The organism is Thermobifida fusca NBRC 14071 = JCM 3263, from assembly GCF_001592045.1.
Lineage (GTDB): Bacteria > Actinomycetota > Actinomycetes > Streptosporangiales > Streptosporangiaceae > Thermobifida > Thermobifida fusca.
The window spans coordinates 23968-44686 of the sequence record NZ_BCWB01000012.1 but is presented as its reverse complement, the minus strand read 5'-3'; the positions used below and the strand labels follow the sequence as shown (position 1 = coordinate 44686).

The 20719-nt window shown below is 68.0% G+C and carries 18 protein-coding genes; 17 read left to right on the top strand and 1 reads right to left on the bottom strand.

Annotated features, from left to right (window positions below; translation table 11 throughout):
• The 14 genes from TF1_RS02100 to TF1_RS02035 all read left to right on the top strand — a co-directional run.
• Window positions 1-872 (top strand): UDP-N-acetylmuramoyl-tripeptide--D-alanyl-D-alanine ligase (locus tag TF1_RS02100; protein ID WP_255266125.1); only part of this gene is annotated, 872 nt, incomplete at its 5' end.
• Window positions 869-1924, top strand: a complete 1056-nt coding sequence (gene mraY / locus TF1_RS02095; protein WP_011291554.1) for a phospho-N-acetylmuramoyl-pentapeptide-transferase — start codon at window positions 869-871, stop codon at window positions 1922-1924. The genes TF1_RS02100 and mraY, both read left to right, overlap by 4 nt.
• 3 nt (window positions 1925-1927) lie before the next feature.
• Entirely contained in the window at window positions 1928-3340 is a 1413-nt protein-coding gene (gene murD / locus TF1_RS02090) for a UDP-N-acetylmuramoyl-L-alanine--D-glutamate ligase (RefSeq protein WP_041427854.1), read from the top strand.
• 199 nt (window positions 3341-3539) lie between these two features.
• Window positions 3540-4916 (top strand): putative lipid II flippase FtsW, encoded by a 1377-nt coding sequence (gene ftsW / locus TF1_RS02085; RefSeq protein ID WP_011291556.1) that lies wholly within the window; start codon window positions 3540-3542, stop codon window positions 4914-4916.
• Window positions 4913-6052, top strand: a complete 1140-nt coding sequence (gene murG, locus TF1_RS02080; RefSeq protein WP_011291557.1) for an undecaprenyldiphospho-muramoylpentapeptide beta-N-acetylglucosaminyltransferase — start codon at window positions 4913-4915, stop codon at window positions 6050-6052. The genes ftsW and murG overlap by 4 nt, the downstream gene beginning before the upstream one ends.
• On the top strand, window positions 6049-7467 hold the full coding sequence (gene murC, locus TF1_RS02075; protein WP_016188492.1) for a UDP-N-acetylmuramate--L-alanine ligase: 1419 nt from the start codon (window positions 6049-6051) through the stop codon (window positions 7465-7467). The genes murG and murC overlap by 4 nt, the downstream gene beginning before the upstream one ends.
• Window positions 7468-7533: 66 nt before the next feature.
• Complete coding sequence (locus tag TF1_RS02070) at window positions 7534-8268, top strand: cell division protein FtsQ/DivIB (protein ID WP_061783583.1); 735 nt, start codon at window positions 7534-7536, stop codon at window positions 8266-8268.
• A 382-nt stretch (window positions 8269-8650) separates the two neighbouring features.
• The gene (ftsZ, locus tag TF1_RS02065) at window positions 8651-10060 is read left to right on the top strand and encodes a cell division protein FtsZ (RefSeq protein WP_011291560.1); all 1410 of its coding nucleotides are present in this window, start codon (window positions 8651-8653) and stop codon (window positions 10058-10060) included.
• Window positions 10061-10134: 74 nt separating this feature from the next.
• Entirely contained in the window at window positions 10135-10860 is a 726-nt protein-coding gene (pgeF, locus tag TF1_RS02060; RefSeq protein WP_038043535.1) for a peptidoglycan editing factor PgeF, read from the top strand.
• A complete protein-coding gene (locus tag TF1_RS02055) occupies window positions 10857-11579 on the top strand; it encodes a YggS family pyridoxal phosphate-dependent enzyme (protein WP_011291562.1) in 723 nt (240 codons plus the stop codon). Before pgeF ends, TF1_RS02055 begins: the two co-directional genes overlap by 4 nt.
• Window positions 11580-11699: 120 nt before the next feature.
• Window positions 11700-12221 carry a cell division protein SepF gene (locus TF1_RS02050; RefSeq protein ID WP_038043538.1) on the top strand — a complete coding sequence of 174 codons (522 nt, stop codon included), beginning with the start codon at window positions 11700-11702 and terminating at the stop codon, window positions 12219-12221.
• 39 nt (window positions 12222-12260) lie between these two features.
• Window positions 12261-12566, top strand: coding sequence for a YggT family protein (locus tag TF1_RS02045; RefSeq protein ID WP_061783582.1), 306 nt, complete (start codon window positions 12261-12263; stop codon window positions 12564-12566).
• Between the two features lie 130 nt (window positions 12567-12696).
• Entirely contained in the window at window positions 12697-13539 is an 843-nt protein-coding gene (locus TF1_RS02040) for a DivIVA domain-containing protein (protein WP_011291565.1), read from the top strand.
• A gap of 64 nt (window positions 13540-13603) precedes the next feature.
• The gene (locus tag TF1_RS02035) at window positions 13604-14995 is read left to right on the top strand and encodes a hypothetical protein (RefSeq protein WP_061783581.1); all 1392 of its coding nucleotides are present in this window, start codon (window positions 13604-13606) and stop codon (window positions 14993-14995) included.
• Between the two features lie 139 nt (window positions 14996-15134).
• On the opposite strand, the gene ileS is transcribed toward TF1_RS02035, so the two are convergent.
• Window positions 15135-18317, bottom strand: a complete 3183-nt coding sequence (gene ileS, locus TF1_RS02030) for an isoleucine--tRNA ligase (protein WP_016188495.1) — start codon at window positions 18315-18317, stop codon at window positions 15135-15137.
• A 375-nt stretch (window positions 18318-18692) separates the two neighbouring features.
• On the opposite strand from ileS, the gene TF1_RS02025 reads away from it, so the two are divergent.
• From TF1_RS02025 to TF1_RS02015, 3 genes are all read left to right on the top strand, one after another.
• A complete protein-coding gene (locus TF1_RS02025) occupies window positions 18693-18959 on the top strand; it encodes a hypothetical protein (protein WP_011291568.1) in 267 nt (88 codons plus the stop codon).
• A gap of 250 nt (window positions 18960-19209) precedes the next feature.
• Window positions 19210-19758 carry a signal peptidase II gene (locus TF1_RS02020; protein WP_011291569.1) on the top strand — a complete coding sequence of 183 codons (549 nt, stop codon included), beginning with the start codon at window positions 19210-19212 and terminating at the stop codon, window positions 19756-19758.
• Window positions 19755-20684 carry an RluA family pseudouridine synthase gene (locus tag TF1_RS02015; protein ID WP_011291570.1) on the top strand — a complete coding sequence of 310 codons (930 nt, stop codon included), beginning with the start codon at window positions 19755-19757 and terminating at the stop codon, window positions 20682-20684. Before TF1_RS02020 ends, TF1_RS02015 begins: the two co-directional genes overlap by 4 nt.
• Window positions 20685-20719: the final 35 nt, after the last annotated feature.

Here is a 20719-nt window from a genome sequence, read left to right as displayed (position 1 = left end):
CGCCGCCACGCATCGGAGTCGTGCTCAATGTCGGCAGCGCCCACATGGGCGAGTTCGGCAGCCGGGACACCATCGCCCAGGCCAAAGGCGAACTCGTGGAAGCGCTTCCCGCGGCCGCGCAAGGAGGGGTCGCCGTCCTCAACGCCGACGACGACGCCGTCATCGGCATGGCCTCGCGCACCGCAGCGCGAGTCGTGAGCTACGGCCTGGCCCCCGACGCCGACGTGCGGGCTGAAGGCATCGCCCTAGACGAACGCGGGCGTCCTCGCTTCACCCTCGCCATCGGCGAGGACACCGCCCCCGTGAGTCTGCGGCTCGTCGGCACCCACCAAGTGCACAACGCCCTGGCCGTCGCCGCAGTCCTCCGCGAACTCGGCGAACCGGTCACCGCTATCGCCGCGGCACTGAGCGAAGCCGGACCGGTGAGCCGCTGGCGCATGGAGGTCACCGAGCGGCCTGACGGCGTAACCATCGTCAACGACGCCTACAACGCCAACCCCGAATCCATGAGTGCGGCACTGCGCACCCTGGCGACGCTGGCCTCCGGCCGCCGCGCTTTCGCGGTCCTCGGCCACATGGCCGAACTCGGCTCCGCGCACCGGACCGAACACGAACGGATCGGACGGCTGGTGACCGAAAGCGGAGTGGACGTCCTCATCACCGTCGGAGAGCAGGCCGCGAGCATCGCGGACGGCGCCGCCTCCGTTGCCGACTGGAAAGGGGAGACCGTCACGGTCGCCGACGTGACCGAGGCGGTCGCGGTGCTCAAAGAGCGTCTCAGACCCAAGGACATCGTCATGTTGAAGGGATCACGAGTGGCTGGGCTGGAGCAGGTAGCCGAGCAGCTGATCGATGTGGAGGCGGCTGAATGACCGGCATCATCGCAGCTGCGGGGATCTCCCTGCTGGTCTCCTTCCTCCTCCTGCCCCCTCTGATCAGGATCCTCTACCGGTTCAAGTTTGGACAAGAGATCCGCGACGACGGTCCGCAAGGCCACAAGACCAAGCAGGGCACGCCCACCATGGGCGGTATCGCCATCATCTTCGGCACGGTCGTCGGCTACTTCGGCGCGCACGCGGTCACCATGACACCGCCGACCGTCTCCGGCGTGCTGGTGATCCTCCTGTTCGTCGGGCTGGGCTGCGTAGGATTCCTCGACGACTTCATCAAGATCTACAAGCGCCGCAGCCTGGGCCTGCGCAGCGGTGCGAAAATGCTCGGCCAGATCATCGTGGGCGTAGGGTTCGCCATCGGCGTCACCATGTTCCCCAACTCCTACACCTACACGCCGGGCTCCACCCACCTGTCCCTGCTGCGCGACTTCGGTCCCCCCATGGCCGTGTGGCTGTTCGTGATCTGGGCGCTGCTGCTGATCGTGGCCACCTCCAACGCGGTGAACCTCACCGACGGCCTCGACGGCCTGGCCACCGGAGCGACCATCCTCTCCCTCGTCGCCTACGTCATCATCGGCAACTGGCAGCTCCGCCAGAGCTGCATCAACGCCCTGGAGCCCAACTGCTACACGGTGCGCGACCCCCTCGACCTGGCCGTGGTCGCCGCAGCCGCGCTCGGCGGGTGCATCGCCTTCCTCTGGTTCAACGCACCCCCCGCCAAGATCTTCATGGGCGACACCGGCTCGCTCGCGCTCGGCGGCCTGCTCGTGGGACTGGCCATCACCACCCGCACCCAGCTGCTGCTGCTGGTCATCGGAGGTCTGTTCGTCCTCATCACCGCCTCGGTGATCATCCAGGTCGGCTCCTTCCGCCTCACCGGGAAACGGGTGTTCCGCATGGCGCCCCTCCAGCACCACTTCGAGCTGAAAGGGTGGGCCGAAACCACGATCGTGATCCGGTTCTGGATCATTCAAGGGCTGTTCGTCGCCGCAGCGATGGCCTTGTTCTACCTGGAATGGATGCCTCGATAAGCGATGAGTGACACCGCGATGGAGCTGAGGGGACGCCGGGTCTGCGTCACAGGACTGGGGGTCTCCGGACCCCCTGTCGCCCGAGCACTGCTGAAACACGGGGCGCACGTCACCGTCGTGGAAGGCCGCGACGACGACGTGAACCGGGAACGCGCCCGCACCCTGCGGGAACTCGGCGCCACCGTGGAACTCGGTGAGCCCACCACACTCCCCGCGGGAACCGACCTCGTCGTCACCTCACCCGGCTGGCGGCCCGACGCGCCCGTCCTGGTCGCGGCGGCCGACGCCGGGGTCGAGGTGATCGGCGACGTCGAACTGGCCTGGCGGCTCCGCCCCGCCGGCCAGGTCTGGCTGGCCGTCACCGGCACCAACGGCAAGACCACCACGGTGCGCATGCTCGAAGCGATGCTGCGGGCCGACGGGCGGCGCGCCCTCGCCGTCGGCAACGTGGGCACCCCCGTCATCGACGCGGCGCTCGCCGACGGCCCCGACCGCTGGGACATCCTCGCCGTGGAACTCTCCAGCTTCCAACTCCACTGGTCCGCCACCGTGCAGCCGCACGCGGCCGCGATCATCAACCTCGCCCCCGACCACTTGGACTGGCACGGAGGCATGGAACCCTACGCGGCCGCCAAGGCCAAGGTCTACGGCGCCGGCACCATCCGCATCGTCAACGCCGCCGACCCTGCGCTGCGCGAGCTCGCTGAAACCCACGGCGACCCCGCTGCACCGCTCGTCGGATTCAGCCTGGACGTGCCGCGCGCCGGAGAACTCGGACTCGTCGAGGACCTGCTCGTCGACCGCGCTTTCGTCGCCAACCCGCGCACCGAGGCCACCGAACTCGCCACCCTGGCCGACGTCACCCCCCGCGCACCGCACAACGTGGCGAACGCGCTGGCCGCCGCCGCACTCGCCCGGTCGATCGGCGTCGCCCCGGAGGCGGTGCGCACCGGACTGCGGAACTTCCAGCCCGAACCGCACCGCATCGCCCACGTGGCCACCATCGACGGGGTCGACTACGTCGACGACTCCAAAGCGACGAACGCGCACGCCGCCGCCGCTTCGCTGGCCGCCTACCCCTCGGTGGTGTGGATCGCCGGCGGCCTCCTCAAAGGCGCCGACGTCACCGGCCTGGTGCGGCAGGCCGCGAGCCGGCTGCGCGGCGTCGTCCTGCTCGGCGCCGACCGGCACCAGTTGCGGGAAGCGCTCGACACGCACGCCCCCCACGTGCCTGTCGTGGACGTGGCCCGCACCGACGAAGGCGCCATGGCTGAAGTGGTGGCCGCCGCGGCCCGGCTCGCCCAGAAAGGCGACACCGTGCTCCTCGCCCCCGCAGCAGCCTCCATGGACATGTTCACCAACTACATCGAACGGGGTGAAGCGTTCGCCCGAGAAGTCCGTGCACTCGCCGGCTGAACCCTCAACCGCCACCGGCCCCGCCGAAAACCCGTGAACTTTTTGGCGGGCCGGTGCGTCTGCGAAGACATGGAGTCAGAAAAAACCCCAACACGCCGGTTATGTGCATGTCCTCGGCCCTGCTAACCGCCAAACTGGTGCAGCACGGTGCATCACGCACCCCATGGAGTGCTCAGGCGGCGTGGGAGGGAGGAGGGACATGGCGGCCACCACACCGGTTTCCTCGGCTACGGGGGGAAGAGGCGCCGGCGCGCGCAGAAGAACGCGGAACGCGAAGACGGACGGCGCCGTGCTCAGCCGGGTCAAGGAGTTCACCCGGCTGCTGGACCGTCCCCTGACCTCCTACTACCTGCTGGTCGGCAGCAGCGTCCTGCTCATCGTGCTCGGCCTGGTCATGGTGCTGTCCTCCTCCATGGTCGACTCCTACACCGAGACCGGCTCCGCGTTCTCCCTCTTCTTGAAGCAGGCGGTTGCCGCGCTCATCGGCATCCCGCTGATGCTGCTGGCCTCCCGGCTGCCTCCGCGGACTCTGCGGCTGCTCGGCGGACCGCTGCTCCTGGTGTCCATCGTGCTCCTGGTGATCACCACGTTCCGCGGAGTCGAATACTACGGGGCCACCCGCTGGCTCAACATCGGCGGGATCACCGTGCAGGCGTCCGAACCAGCCAAGCTCGCCTTCGCGCTGTGGGGAGCGAACCTGCTGGCCCGCAAAGAAGAACTCCGGGAACTGACCGAATGGCGGCACCTGCTGGTCCCGCTGCTGCCCGTCTGCGGAATCCTGGTGCTGCTCGTCCTCATGGGCAGCGACCTGGGCACCTCGTTCGTGCTGATGGCTGTCCTCGTGGCGCTGCTGTGGATCATCGGCGCCCCCGGCCGCCTGTTCTTCGGAGTGGTCGGCCTCGTCGGACTCCTGGTCGCCATCATGATCGCGGTCGAACCCTACCGGCTGAAACGCCTCACCGCCTTCCTCAACCCGGAAGCCGACCCGTTCAACAGCGGCTACCAGTTGCTGCACGGCCTGTACGCGCTGGGCACCGGCGGCCTCCTGGGCGTCGGTATCGGGGCGAGCCGAGAGAAGTGGGGCCACCTGCCCCACCCGGAGAGCGACTTCATCTTCGCCATCATCGGCGAAGAGTTCGGCCTGCTCGGTACGCTGCTGGTGATCGGGCTTTTCGGGGTTCTTGGCTACTCGGGGCTGCGGGTCGCGGCCCGGACCACCGACCCGTTCGTCCGACTGTCCGCGGTGGCGATCACCACGTGGATCTGTGTGCAGGCGATGGTCAACATCGGCACGGTCATCGGGGTGCTCCCGGTGACGGGCATCCCGCTACCCTTCGTTTCAGCCGGGGGATCGTCACTCATCCCCACAATGTTGGGCATGGGGGTCCTACTGGCGCTAGCCCGGAACGAGCCCGCCGCACGCAGCGCACTCAGTGCTCGAGGCCCTACATACCCCCAAAGGGCTCTAAGCTGGCTTGGCCTGGGTAACAGCGCGGGCCGCACAGCCCCAGGCGCTGACCGGGCTCCTAAGACACGCCCGACGCAGGTTCAAGCGAGGAGGAATCGGCGACGATGAGGGTAGTCCTCGCCGGCGGCGGCACGGCCGGACATGTGGAACCCGCACTGGCACTGGCCGATGCGCTACGGCGGATCAACCCTGACACCCAGGTGCTGTGCCTGGGTACGAAGCGAGGACTGGAGCAGCGGCTCGTCCCCATGCGGGGCTACGAACTGGCGGAGATCCCCGCTGTCCCGCTGCCCCGGAAGCTCACCCCCCAGTTGCTTTCCGTCCCCGGCAGGCTGGCCAACGCGATCAGCACCGCAGCCAAGCACCTGGACCGTGTCCAGGCCGACATCCTGGTCGGTTTCGGCGGCTACGTGGCCACCCCGGGATACTTGGCTGCACGCAGTCGCCGCATCCCGATTGTGGTCCACGAAGCCAACCCGCTGCCCGGCCTGGCCAACCGGCTCGGCGCCCGGCTCACCCCCCACGTGTTCACCGGGCATCCGCACACGGAGATCCGCAACGGCCGCTACATCGGCATCCCCCTGCGGACCCGGATCTCCAACCTGGACCGGCTCGCTGTGGGCGACAAAGCCCGCTCCAAGTTCGGGCTCCGCCCCGACCTGCCGACCCTGCTGATCTTCGGCGGCTCCCAGGGGGCCCAGGCCATCAACCAGGCCGCTTTCGACAGCGCCGAAGACTTCTACCAGGCAGGCATCCAGGTGCTGCACGTGGTCGGCCCCAAGAACGCGGACGGCCCCGAAGACCGCACTCGGGGCGGCGTGCCCTACGTGGTGGTGCCCTACGTCGACGAGATGGAGCTCGCGTACGCAGCGGCCGACATCGCCATGTGCCGCTCGGGGGCGCTCACCTGTGCGGAACTGACCGCGGTGGGCCTGCCCGCCGTGTTCGTCCCGCTCGCGATCGGTAACGGGGAGCAGCGGCTCAACGCTGAACCGATCGTGCAGGCGGGCGGCGGCCTCATGGTCGCCAACTCGGAGCTGAGCCGCGACTGGATCAGAGAGCACCTCATCCCGCTGCTCACAGACACTGATCGAATCGTGGCCATGTCGGAGGCCGCGGCGCGGCTGGGACGCCGGGACGCCGACATGGCGCTGGCCCGCGAGGTCATCGCGATCGCCCGCGGGGAACGGCCGACTCCAGAGATGCCCATCGACTATTCGGAGGAATCGGGGGACACCCGATGAGCCTGGTCGAACCGACCGAACCGGTCGAAGTCGACAAGCTGGGCCGCGTCCACTTCATCGGCATGGGGGGCGCGGGCATGTCCGGAATCGCGCGCGTGCTGCTGCAGCGCGGCGTGGAAGTGTCCGGCAGTGACGCACGGGACAGCGCCCTGCTCCGGGAACTGGAGGAGCTCGGCGCGACCGTCCACGTCGGCCACGCCGCCGAGCACGTGGGGGACGCCGACACGGTCGTCGTCTCCTCCGCGATCCGCGACACCAACCCGGAGCTCGTGGAAGCACGCGCCCGCAACCTGCGCATCCTGCCGCGCGCCGCGGCCCTCGGCGCACTGCTGCTGGGCCGCTACGGGGTCGCCGTCGCGGGAACCCACGGCAAGACCACCACCACGTCCATGATCACCGTGGTGTTGCAGCACCTGGGGGCCATGCCCGGGTATGTCATCGGCGGGCAGCTGGTCACCACCGGGCTCGGCGCTGATGCGGGCGCGGACGACATCATCGTGGTGGAGGCCGACGAAAGCGACGGCTCCTTCCTCATGCTTTCGCCCCGCGTCGCCGTGATCACCAACGTCGAAGCCGACCACTTGGACAACTACGGCGACCTGGAAGAGATCCACGACAAGTTCGCCGCATTCATCGGCCGCGTGTCCGAAACCGTGGTGGTAGGGGTGGACGACCCGGGGGCGCGCCGGGTCGCCGAGGTCGCCCGCCAGCGGGGGCTGAAAGTCCTCACCTACGGCGAAGCCGACACGGCCGACTACCGGGTCCGCGACATCACCGTGGACGGGTTCACCACGATGTTCACCATCGACCCGCCCACCGGGGACCCGGTGCACTGCACCCTTCCCCTGCCCGGCCGGCACAACACGCTCAACGCCGCTGCCGCTGTCGCTGTCGCCGACACCATCGGCTACGACCCTGAAGTCGCGGTGGAAGGACTCGCCGAATTCGCGGGGGCGGCCCGCCGCTTCGAATTCAAGGGCGAAGCGAACGGGGTGAGCGTCTACGACAGCTACGCCCACCACCCCACCGAGATCGCCGCCGATTTGGACGCCGCACGCGCCGCACTCGACTCGCAGGCCGCCAAGGGCGGGAAGGCCGGCCGGATCGTGGTGCTGTTCCAGCCCCACTTGTACAGCCGGACCCGCATCTTCGCCGAAGAGTTCGCTGCCGCGCTCACCAAGGCGGACGAGGTCGTCGTCCTCGGGATCTACGCTGCCCGCGAAGACCCCGAGCCGGGGGTCACCGCCGAGCTGATCACCGAGCGCATCGGCCACGACCGGGTCTACTACCGTCCCGACCGCGACGCCGCGGTCGAATGCGTGGTGTCGGTGGCGCAGCCAGGCGACATCGTGCTGACCATGGGCGCCGGGGACGTGACGGAGCTCGGCCCGCGCATCGTCGAAGCCCTCGGATAAGCCGGGCCCGGCGCGGGCGCCGCGGTATGCTGCCGCAGTCGACCACCGGGGAGCGGAGGGAGGAGGGTGACGGTCGAAGAGCGGAGCAGCGCAGCGGTCTCCGACGAGGGCGCGTCCCGGCCGGACCCGTGGCAGGCCGCCTTCATCATCCTGCTGGTGAGCGGCCTGGTCGGGGCAGTGCTGTGGGTGCTGTTCGGCTCGCGCCTGCTCGCCGTCCGCCAGATTGAGGTCACCGGCCTGGACCGCCTCGCGGAGACCGAAGTGCTGGCGGCCGTGGATGTGACCCCGGGGACCCCGCTGGCCCGGGTGGACACCGACGCTGTGGCGGCGCGAGTGTCCGAACTACGCCTCGTGGACTCCGTGGACGTGCAGCGCGGCTGGCCCGCCACGCTCCGTGTCGCGGTGACCGAACGCGTCCCTGTCTTCGCGCTGGCCGCAGCAGACGGCGGCTACCTCCTCGTGGACTGGGAAGGGGTGTGGGTGGAGAAGAGCGAAGCGGAGCCGGAAGGCTACCCGCTGCTCCACGTATCCGGCGACGTCGAAGGCAACCCCGCGGTGGCCGACAGCGCGCTGGTGCTTGCCGCACTCCCCGACGCTCTGGCCGCGGATGTGGCAGCCGTGGTGGCGACCGACCGGGCCCGTCTCACCCTGGAGTTCACCACCGGGGCCACAGCGATGTGGGGAGACACCGAACGGGCAGCGGACAAGGCCCGCGCCCTGGAAGTGCTCATGGCGCAGCATCCCCCTGAACCGGGACGCCACTACGACGTGAGCGCTGAAGGGGTGGCGGTGGTCCGGTGATCTTCCTAACCCTGCCTGCCCAGGGCGGGATGGACGGTGCGCTTACTGGCGTATCCGACACCGAAGTGCGCGACACGCCGATAGGCTGAAGCGGTGGTTAGTTGCCCGTTACCAGGGTGGCGGCTTACTGTCAGAAAGCACAGTCTTTAGTTGACATAACGACAAGCATTCCCGTGCCACAGTGGTGGTGCGGGCGGGACGTGGACGTGCCCGCACGGTCCATGCCCCACCCGGGCATCTCCCCGGAGGCGCCCGGAACCACGAAGCAAGCAGAACCGGACAGCTTTCGCGCCGAACCGGTTCCGGGAGGGACGTCCCCCACGGCCGATCCTCCCGGAGGGGCGGCGCGGCTGGCAAGAAGCGAGCGGAAAGGCCCCTCGTCGTGGCAGCACCGCAGAACTACCTCGCGGTCATCAAAGTCGTCGGGATCGGCGGCGGCGGTGTCAACGCCGTCAATCGCATGATCGAAGAGGGTCTCAAGGGCGTCGAATTCATCGCCATCAACACCGACGCTCAGGCGCTGCTCATGAGCGACGCCGACGTGAAACTGGACGTCGGCCGTGAACTTACTCGAGGTTTGGGAGCGGGCGCCAACCCCGATGTGGGGCGTAAGGCGGCTGAGGACCACCGAGAAGAGATCGAAGAGGTCCTCAAGGGCGCCGACATGGTCTTCGTGACCGCCGGTGAGGGAGGAGGCACCGGCACGGGCGGCGCCCCCGTAGTCGCCAACATCGCTCGCTCCCTTGGAGCGCTCACCATCGGTGTCGTCACCCGCCCGTTCAGTTTCGAAGGCAAGCGGCGCGCCACCCAGGCTGAGGCGGGGATCGCGATGCTGCGTGAGGAAGTAGACACGCTCATCGTCATCCCCAACGACCGCCTCCTGTCGATCTCGGACCGGCAGGTGAGCGTCCTCGACGCCTTCAAAGCCGCCGACCAGGTGCTGCTGTCGGGTGTGCAAGGCATCACCGACCTGATCACCACCCCTGGGCTGATCAACCTGGACTTCGCCGACGTCAAGTCGGTCATGTCCGGGGCGGGCTCGGCTCTCATGGGGATCGGATCGGCACGCGGAGACGACCGCGCGGTCGCAGCAGCCGAGATGGCGATCTCCTCGCCGCTGCTGGAAGCCAGCATCGACGGCGCCCACGGAGTGCTGCTGTCGATCCAAGGCGGTTCCGACCTCGGCCTGTTCGAGATCAACGAGGCAGCACAGCTCGTCGCCAACTCCGCGGCCGCGGAGGCGAACATCATCTTCGGTGCGGTCATCGACGACGCGCTCGGCGACGAAGTGCGGGTCACGGTTATCGCCGCCGGGTTCGACGAACCCCAGGTGGAGTCGCCATCCCCCACCCCTTCCCGTGCGGTCAGCGCACCGACCACGCCCGCGGCGCCAGAGCGGTTCACCCCGCCACCGCCTCCTCCGCCGCCGCTGCGTACTGTGGAGCCGCCCCGCTCCGAACCGCCGACGCCGAGCCTGGCGCGCGACCCCCGTCCCACGACGGAACCGGACAGCGGGGCTGAGACGGCAGCGGAACCGGCCGCAACAGAGGAACCGCAGTCGGACAGCGCGGCAGCCAGCGAGGCCAAGGAGACCAAGGACACGCCGGCGAATCGGGACGAAGACCGGCCCTACCGGCCCGGAGGCCTCTACCCCATGGGAGGGGAGGGCGGGTACACCCGTCCCCGGGTCTCCGACAGCCCGTTCTCCCGCAGCGGTGAGATCCCCACACCGCGACGCCGCGTCGTCTTCGACGAAGGCGACGACCTCGACGTCCCCGACTTCCTCAAATAGCCGCATCCGGGCCGGTCCTCGCGGACCGGCCGCACCGTTCGCTCCCCCACGAATCGGATAAGGAGGTGCTCCCCGTGACGGGCACCGTGGTCGAGTTGGCCCCCGGGATACACGCCGGATTCACCGGCCGTGCCGGAGGAGTCAGCGGGGAGCCGTACGCGACCCTGAACCTGGGCGACCACGTGGGTGACGACCCTGCAGCGGTGGCGGAGAACCGGAAACGGGCCGCCCTCGGGTTCGGGATCTCCCCCGACCGCGTGGTGTGGATGAACCAGGTGCACGGCGCCACCGCGGTGACCGTGACCGGATCCGGCCAGGCGGGGGACGTCGACGCAGTCGTCACCCCGGAAGCAGGCCTCGCCTTGGCGGTGCTGGTGGCGGACTGCCTGCCCCTGCTGGTCGCGGACGCCGCAGCCGGGGTGATCGGCGCGGCGCACGCGGGACGCCCGGGCATGGCGGCGGGAGTGGTGCCTGCCCTGGTGGCGGAGATGGCCCGGCACGGGGCGCGCCCCGAGCGGTGTGTTGCCCTCCTGGGGCCCGCGATCTGCGGCCGCTGCTACGAGGTGCCCCGCGACCTGCAGGACAGGGTGGCCCGCACGGTTCCAGAAGCCCGCTGCACAACCGCGGAAGGCACACCAGGACTAGACATTCGAGCCGGAGTCACCGCACAGTTGACGAACTTGGGCGTGACGAATATCACTCATGACAGTCGGTGTACTCGGGAGAGCGCCGACTTGTTCTCCTACCGCAGAGACGCGACCACCGGACGGTTCGCCGGATATGTCTGGAGGGTCCCATGAGCGGGGAGGCACGACGCGCAGAGCTCGCCGCGAACCTGGAACGGGTCCGCGAGCGGGTCGCTGCCGCCTGCGCGGCGGCAGGACGCAAGCCCGAGGAGATCACCATCGTCGCGGTGACCAAACAGTATCCGGCCTCTGACGTGCGTCTTCTCGCGGAACTGGGTATCCGCGACATCGGCGAGAACCGCGACCAGGAGGCGGCGCCGAAAGCAGCCGAATGCCGTGATCTCGATCTCACCTGGCATTTTGTCGGTCAACTGCAGACAAACAAAGCCCGCTCGGTGGCCCGCTACGCTGACGTGGTCCACTCCGTGGACCGGATGCGGCTCGTCACTGAGCTGGGACGCCGGGTCCGCGCCGCGGAACGTACGGTGACCTGCCTCATCCAAGTCAACCTGGACCCCGACTCCGAACAGGGCGTCCTAGGCCCCCGGGGCGGTGCCGACCCCGGTGACGTGCCCGCCCTCGCGGAGGCAGTGGAAGCCGAGGAAGGACTTGCCCTGGGAGGTGTGATGGCCGTCGCACCGCGCCAGGGTGATCCACGAGAAGCCTTCGACCGGCTTAAAACGGTCGCTGAGGAACTCCAAGCTCGCTACCCTCATGCCACGGTGATTTCCGCCGGGATGAGCGGAGACCTAGAAGCCGCAATTGAGCGGGGAGCGACACATCTGAGAATAGGTACGGCGTTGCTTGGCAATCGGAGGTTGATCGTGGGGTAATGTCCCCAGATGAACCCTGGGGCATACGCTGTTCCCTCCTCCGCTCAGGGGTGGACGGGGACCGAATCCATCGGCAAGTCATCTGCGGTGAATCACCACAGGGACGACGGAGGACAAGAGATGGCCGGCGCGCTGCGCAAGATGGCGGTCTACCTCGGCCTCGTGGAGGACGACCGTTACGATCACCGTTACGCGGACGAATACGATGACTTCGAGGACTTCGACGAGCCTCTCGACGAGCGGCCCAGTCGGAATCGTAGTCCCCGCGACGACTCTCGAAACAATGCTGTGACGGATTCCTCTGATCACTCTCCGTCACGAAATGAGCGACGTTCCCCCGCTCCGGCGCCCGCTACCGCAGATCTCGCCCGTATTACGACACTCCATCCCCGCACGTACAACGAAGCGCGTACCATCGGAGAGCATTTCCGTGAAGGTATTCCGGTGATCATGAACCTCACCGAGATGGTCGACAGCGACGCTAAGCGACTGGTCGACTTCGCGGCGGGTTTGATCTTCGGCCTGCACGGAAGCATCGAGCGTGTGACGAATAAAGTGTTTCTGTTGTCTCCGGCTAATGTTGAGGTGACCGCTGAAGACAAGGCACGTATCGCGGAGCGAGGGTTCTTCAATCAGAGTTAGAGCAGCACACACATCCAGCGAGGCAGCCGGAGTACGAGAGTGAACATCGTCCAAGTCGTGCTCGGCAACGTTCTGATCTTCGTCCTGTACCTCTTCCTGATCGCGCTGATCGGACGGTTGGTGTTCGACCTGGTTCGGATGTATGCCCGATCCTGGCGGCCCGCCGGGTTGGTATTGGTCTTGGCTGAGACGACCTATACGATCACGGACCCACCGCTCAAGTTCCTGCGCCGCTTCATCAAACCCATCCGGTTGGGGAGTGTCGCACTCGACTTGAGCTTCATGATCCTGTTCCTTGTGGTGATGATCCTCCTCCAGATCGTGGCGTCTGTCATGACCGTGTAGCAAGATCCGAGAGGCAGGAAGGTAGGCTCCGGTTCCAATACATGCGTCTTAACCATGATCTGGAGTGCCATAAGGTCACGATCAGGTAGCGTCCCTACGGACAGAGTCCAAGCGCGCCAAGGAGACGAACATGCCGCTGACACCTGCGGATGTACGCAATAAGCAATTCAGTACAACCCGGCTACGACCGGGATACGACGAAGAAGAGGTCGACGCCTTCCTCGACGAGGTTGAGGCTGAGCTCGACCGTCTGATCCAGGAGAACGAGGAACTGCGCGGCAAACTCGCTGAGTGCCTGCGCGGCAAGGTTCCCCCTGCGGGAATGAACGACTTCCAGCCCCAGGAGCCCCCCGCTCCTCAGGAGGCCCCCCAGCCTGAAATGCCGATGCGGCAGCCTGAGCCTGCCCCGGCAGCCGCCATGGGCCTGCCCGGCGGCGAAGACAACATGGACACCGCGGCACGGGTGCTGGCTCTCGCACAGCAGACCGCTGACCAGGCCATCTCGGACGCCCGCCGCGAGGCCGACGAGACCCTGGGCCGGGCCCGCCACGAGGCCGAGGACATCCTCAGCAAGGCCCGCCGCCAGGCCGAGCAGATCATCAACGAGGCTCGCGCCCGGTCGGAGAACCTTGATCGGGATGCCCAGGAGCGCCACCGCCAGGTCATGGGCTCGCTCGTGCAGCAGCGCGACGAGCTGGAGCACAAGGTCGCCGCGCTCAAGGACTTCGAACGCGAGTACCGCAGCCGGCTCAAGGAGTACTTCGAACGGCAGTTGCGGGAGCTCAACGAGGGAGCGCCCGACTACGGCAACAACCCGAACACCACGGGCGGTTTCCAGACCATGTCTGCTCCCACGGGAGGTAGCCCGTCGCTGCAGCACACCAACCCGGGCACGGGGAGCACGAACCCGTTCGCGTCACCCGAACCGGCACCGCATGGCTACCACCCGGGTGATCCGCACGATCGCCACTGAGTGACGGTCGACGGTCACCCCGGTCCTGTCCGTTCTCTCGATTCCTAAGTAAGGCGCTCACCCGGTGATCATCGTCTGCCTGGTGCTGGTCATAGCGGCGTTCGTCGTGATGGGCACAGCACTAGCCCTCGCAGAGCTGACTCTGGTCAACATCGCGCTCGGTCTCGGCGGGCTCGCCGCTGTACTGCTCGCGGTGGAGTTCGTCCGCAACAGGAAAGCCCTGTTTGGGCCGGGCCGTGCGGAGTCACTGCCCGATCACCGGAGTGCCGGACTCCCCGGGGCCGTGACCGGACCGGTACGGACGGACGATGTGGGGAAGGCGTCCGTCCCGCATCTGGGCACGGCAGCGGCTACCGGCCAGGTGGCAGCCCCGACCACCAGCGTCGGCAGCCCTCCCGTGGCAGTCCAGGACGACGGAGACAGGACCGCGGTAGTCGGGATCTCCGTCCCCGCGCCGGTTTCCGAACCGGTGCGGGAGGCATCCATTCCACCCCCTGCGGAGGCACGCGACGCTACGCTGTCCGAGCCTCCCCAGGAGGAGCAGCACGAATCCGCCGAATCCAGCAGCGGTAGCTCTGCGGACGACACCCCCACTGCCGCGGCATCCCAAGAGGACGCCGACGACGCAGTCGAGGCCGTCCCAGCCTCCGAGCCGGAGGACCGTGCGGCGGGAACGGCGGAGGACACCGACCCAGTCGACACCGACGACCCGGTCGACGAAAACCCGCCCGTGGAGACTGTCGCGGAACCTCCCTGCTCCGACAGCGACTCCGACGACAGCGCGGCGGAGCATTCCCCGGATATGGAAGCCACCCAGGAGCTCCCTGTCCTCGCCGACCAGCTGCACGGGGCAACCGCGGTCGACACCGACGGTCCTGCAGCCGACAGCGAGGAAACCCCGGACTCTGCTGCGGAGGAGCTGACAGTCGACTCCGAGCGGGACACGGAAGCGGACGACGGCGAGTCCGAGGACACCGCGTCTGTCGACGCCGCCACCGCGGAACCGGATTCCGAGACTGCAGACAGCAACGAGGAGTCCGAGGCCGCAGACAGCGGTAGCGCTGACACCGCCGAATCCGATCCGTCCGGTGACGACGGCGCCGCGCCCGGCAGCGCCGACCACGACGACTCCCCGGCGGATCCTGCGGACGACACTGATCCGGACGTCGACGAGACGGCCGTGATCACCTTCCGCGAACCAGCCGAATGGAATCCGCCTTTCACACTGCCATCCCAAGAGCAGTACGAAAACAAGAGCGTTTCCGCTGCGGCGATCGCCGAGCTCGCCGCCCGGTGGACCCCCACGGGCAGCGACCTGGGCACGGAAGCGGCTGCCGCTGAGACGGAACCGGACCAGACCGGATCCGACACATCCACCGACTCCGAGGACGGTTCCGACCCTGCCGACCCGCCTCGCAGCAGTACCACCGCCGCTGCAGACGACGCCACATCCTAAGACGTCGCCGTCCCGGCCCACCCGCCCCCGCGAGTATCCCCACCGGGGCCGCGGTGCCCGCCGACGGTCGGATTGAGGAAACGACTCCACGACAACGGGGCCGTGAACCCGAAAGGTCCACGGCCCCGTGCGACGTGTCTCAGGCCTTCCGCAGCCGCAGGGTGATCCCGAACTCCTCCGAGACGACCTCGTAGGCGTCGGCGTCGCCAGTGCCCTCGGTGAAGGACACCGCCAGCACTTCGCTGCTGATCGCCTCCGCGTGCTCAGCCATGGCCTGCGCTGTCATCTCGTCGGTCGCCGACCACCACAGGTGGATACGGTCGGAGATGTTCAACCCGCTGGACTTGCGCGCATCCTGCACCAGACGGATCACCTCGCGGGCAACACCGGCCCGGCGCAGCTCCGGCGTCAACTCCAAGTCCAACGCCACCGTCTCACCGGCCTCCGACGCCACCGTCCAGCCTTCCCGCGGCTGCTCGGTGACCACCACTTCGTCAGCGGAGAGCACCACCTGCTCCCCGTCGACGTCCACGGTCGCCGCATTGTCCGCGCGCAGCCGCTCCACCAGCGTCTTAGCGTCGGCCTCCCGGATCGCCTGGGCGACCCGCGGCGTGGTCTTGCCGAACCGCTTGCCCAGGGCACGGAAGTTCGGCTTCACCGAGTAGTCCACCAGGTCGCCGCCGACCACCGACAGCGGGTCGAGCTGCACCACGTTGAGCTCTTCCGCGATCTGCGCGCGCAACTGCTCCGGCAGCTCCGCAAAACCCGGGGCACCCACGAGCGCCCGCGCCAGCGGCTGGCGGACCCGCTGCCCCGAGTCCACCCGGGCCGCCCGGCCCAGCTCCACCAGGCGGCGCACCAGCGCCATCTGCTCCGACAGCGCAGGGTCGATCAGCGACTCGTCGGCCTTCGGCCACGACGCCAAGTGCACCGACTCCGGAGCATCCGGACGGCGCAGCGCCTGCCACACGTGGTCGGTGATGAACGGCACGATCGGCGCCATCAGCAGGGTGAGGGTCTCCAAGCATTCGAACAGGGTCGCGAATGCCGCAGCCCCCTCAGGCGTGCCCGCACCCGCCCAGAACCGGCGGCGCGACCGGCGCACATACCAGTTGGACAGGTCGTCGATGAACGTGGTCAACGCCCGGCCCGCCAGCGCCGTGTCGAACCGCTCCAACGCGTCGTCCACGGTCTTGATCAGCGAGTGCAGCTCGGAGAGGATCCAGCGGTCCAGCAGCGGCCGGTCCTGCGGCGCCGGCGCGTCCGCCAACTGCTCGTGGCTCCACCCGTCGCCCGCACCCGCGTACAAGGTGAAGAAGGACGCCGAGTTGTAGTAGGTGAGCAGGACCTTGCGGACAATCTCCTCCAGGACCGTGTGCCCGACCCGGCGCGGCATCCACGGCGAACCGCTGGCCGCCATGAACCAGCGCAGCGCGTCAGCGCCGTGCCGGTCCATGACAGGGATCGGCTCCAGGATGTTGCCCAGGTGCTTGCTCATCTTGCGGCCGTCTTCGGCGAGGATGTGGCCCAGGCAGACCACGTTCTCGTACGAGGAGCGGCCGAAGACCAGCGTGCTGACCGCCATCAGCGAATAGAACCAGCCGCGGGTCTGGTCGATCGCCTCGCAGATGTACTGGGCGGGGAAGTTTGCTTCGAACTTCTCCTGGTTGCGGTGCGGGGCACCCCACTGCGCGAACGGCATCGCACCGGAGTCGAACCACACGTCGATGACTTCCGGCACCCGGCGGGCCACCCGCTGCTCCAGCGGCAGCGACGGGTCCGCGTCCGGGTCGGGGATGACGATGTCGTCCACGTACGGGCGGTGCGGGTCCAGGTCGGACAAGTCCTGCCCGCTCAGCTCGCTCAGCTCCTTCAAGGAGCCCACACAGATCCGCCGACCGTCCGGGAACTCCCAGATCGGCAGCGGTGTGCCCCAGTAGCGGCTGCGGGACAGCGCCCAGTCGACGTTGTTGCGCAGCCACTCCCCGTAACGTCCGTCCTTGACGTTCGCCGGAACCCAGTTGGTCTTGGCGTTCTCCGCCAGCAACTGGTCCTTGATCGCGGTCGTCTTGATGTACCACGACGGCACCGCGTAGTACATCAGCGGAGTGTGGCAACGCCAGCAGTGCGGATAGCTGTGCTCGTAGTCGAGGTGCTTGAACAGCAGGCCGCGGTCCTTCAGGTCCGCCACGAGGGCAGCGTCCGCGGTCTTGAAGAACTCGCCACCCACCAGGTCCAGGTGCTCCTCGAACGTGCCGTCGTTGCGCACCGGGTTGACCACGGGCAGCCCGTAAGCGCGGCAGACCTGCATGTCGTCCGCACCGAACGCGGGCGCCTGGTGCACCAGGCCGGTACCGTCCTCGACGGTCACATAGTCGCCGAGCACCACGAAATGCGCGGGGGAGTCGAACTCCACCAGCTCGAACGGCCGCTGGTAGGTCCAGCGTTCCAGCTCCGCGCCTTTGAACCGCTGCCCGGTCAGCGTCCAGCCGTCACCCAGCGCCGCACCCACCAGCGGCTCGGCCACGACCAACTGCTCAGAACCGTCCGTGGCCACCACATAGTCCACCTCGGGGTGCACGGCCACAGCCGTGTTGGACACCAGGGTCCACGGGGTCGTGGTCCACACCAGCAGCGCGGCCTGCCCGGCGAGCGGGCCGGACGTCAGCGGGAACCGCACATACACCGACGGGTCGGTGACCGTCTCATAGCCCTGCGCGAGCTCGTGGTCGGACAGGGTGGTGCCGCAGCGCGGACAGTACGGGCTGATCCGGTAGTCCTGGACCAGCAGGCCCTTGTCCCAGATCTGCTTGATCGCCCACCACACCGACTCCACGTATTCGCGGTCCATGGTGCGGTAGGCCTCGTCCATGTTGACCCAGTAGCCCATGCGCCGCGTCATCTCGGTGAACGCGTCCACGTTCCGCAGCACCGACTCGCGGCAGCGGGCGTTGAACTCGGCGATCCCGAACGCCTCGATGTCCTTCTTGCCGGAGATCCCCAGTTCTTTTTCGACGGCGACCTCAACGGGCAGGCCGTGGCAGTCCCACCCGGCCTTGCGTTCGACGTAGAACCCCTTCATCGTCTTGAACCGGGGGAACACGTCCTTGAATACGCGCGCCTCGACGTGGTGCACGCCGGGCGTCCCGTTCGCGGTCGGGGGACCCTCGTAGAACACCCAGGTCGGGCCGCCCTGTGTCTGCTCTAGGGACCGTTCGAAGATCTTGTGTTCTTCCCACCGCCGCAGCACCTCGTGCTCCATCGCAGGCAGGTCGATCTGGGCGGGAAGCGTGGGGAACGGTCGAGTCGACTCCTTCGACACGTGGCGTACCTTTCCATCAGGGGTGCTGGTCACCTGACGGAGGGACGAGGCAGACGCCCCGCGGTACCACCCTCCTTGGCCGCGCGGCCGTCGTCCTGCCGCGCGCCCCACTCGTTGCTGATCGGCCGGTTCTACTGAGCGTCCGCACAGACGCCGTTCTTCCGGCGGCTCCGGGGTGATCTTCCCGTGCGGTCATACCCCCAGGCTTCCACCGTCCCCGGGTCGCTCATGGCTGTGTCCGCCGGTACTCGTCCCCATCAACGCCTTGCTGGGTTGAGGATATCCCAGGAAGCAGCACCGTCCGGCCGCCGTTTTCCGGCTGTAACGTGACCGGGGCATACTTGCGCCGAAAACCGCGAGACCGAGGAGGAAACGGTGACCCGAGCGACCCACGAGGGAGCCGTCCTGGTGACGCTGGCGGAACGCGACGCCGCGGAAGAACTCGCCGAGCAGTTGCAAGAGCAGGGGTACGCGCCCTGCACCGTGCACCGGGACATGTACGCGGGGGAAGACGACGCCGAAGACGTGGACTGGATCGTGGAAGTCCGCACCGGCCCGGACGGTGCTCCCGCCGTCATGGATGAGGAAGGGCTTGCCGCGCTCGCCGAAGAATACGGCGGGTTCGTGCACGTCGAAGAGTAACGGCCGCTGCGCAGCCAGATGAGGGAATCAGGTTGGCGCATAGAATGAGGGCTGGCCCGCACGCCACGCGGACGGAACACCGACGGCCGCGAGACCACGGAGGCGGCGGTACGCCGTATCCCACGTTGAGGAGTTCCCGCTGAGTGACGTCGACCCCGCTCAGGGCATCGAGAGTACTGAGGCTGAGAACGCGTCCCCACAGGACCGCCCGCGCCGGATAGGGCTGCTGCTGGCGGTTGCCGCCGGGCCCTTGGTTGCCGACTTCGTCACCAAGGAGATCGCGCTCGCGTACTTCTCCCCCCGCGACCCGATCGTGCTTCTCGGCGGCCTGCTCAAGCTGACACTCGTGTTCAACCCGGGGGCAGCGTTCTCCATCGGTACCGGGATGACCTGGGTGTTCAGCCTGATCATGGTGGCGGTCATCGGCACCATCCTGTGGACGGCACCTCGGCTGCGCAGCGCCGGATGGGCGGTGTCGCTGGGGTTGATCCTCAGTGGCGCCATAGGCAATTTCATCGACCGCGTGTGGCGTCCTGACACTCGGGAGATACCGGCGGCACTCGTGGGTCCGGACGCGCCAGGGACGTGGGTGGACCGGCTGTTCCATCCGCCGTCCCCGTTGCACGGTCACGTCGTGGACTGGATTCAGGTGCCCTACTGGCCGGTGTTCAACATCGCCGACTCCGCGATCGTGTGCGGCGGTGTCCTCGCCGTGCTGTTGGCTTTCCGTGGGATCAACATTGACGGCACGCGCGAGACAGACGACAAACGCGGTGCGACGCGAGGAGACGAAGCGTGAGTGATCACCGGAGCATGCCGGTACCTGACGGGTTGGAAGGCGATCGGCTCGATACGGCAATCGCCCGCCTCTTCGGCCTGTCGCGGACCCGTGCAGCCGAGCTGATCGCTGAAGGCAATGTGCTGGTCGATGGTGCGCCAGCAGCGAAGTCCGACCGGGTGAACGCCGGGGCGTGGCTGGACATCACCCTGCCCCCGCCCCCGAACCCCCCTGCGCCGCGTCCCGAGCCGGTGCCGGGGATGCGCATCGTGTACGAGGACGCCGACATTGTCGTGGTGGACAAGCCCGCGGGCGTGGTCGCCCACCCCACGATCGGCTGGTCGGGGCCGACCGTGGTGGACGGGCTGCTGGCCGCAGGGGTCGCGGTCGCGACCAGTGGTGCCGCCGAACGGCAGGGCATCGTGCACCGCTTGGACGCCAACACCACGGGGCTGATGGTGGTCGCGAAAAGCGAGATCGCCTACAGCTCGCTGAAACGCGCGTTCAAGGAGCGCACAGTGGAGAAGGTCTACCACGCGCTCGTGCAGGGGCACCCTGATCCGCTGCGCGGCACGATCGACGCGCCGATCGACCGGCACCCGTCAGGGGACGGCCGGTTCGCGGTGGTGGCGGGCGGCCGCCCGTCGGTGACCCACTACACCACGTTGGAGGCGTTCCGCGCGGCCAGCCTGCTGGAAATCGACTTGGAGACGGGCCGCACCCACCAGATCCGCGTCCACATGTCGGCGATCCGCCACCCGTGCGTGGGGGACACCCTGTACGGGGCGGATCCCACGTTGGCGGAGCGGCTGGGGGTGCACCGGCAGTGGCTGCACGCGATCCGGTTGGCGTTCACCCACCCCACGCAGTACCGCCGGGTGGAGTTCACCAGCTCGTATCCGGAGGATTTGGCGAAGTCGCTGGAGATTCTCCGCGCAGAGTCGTGACGGCATGCACGGCCCCCGCGGAAACCCTCTGAACA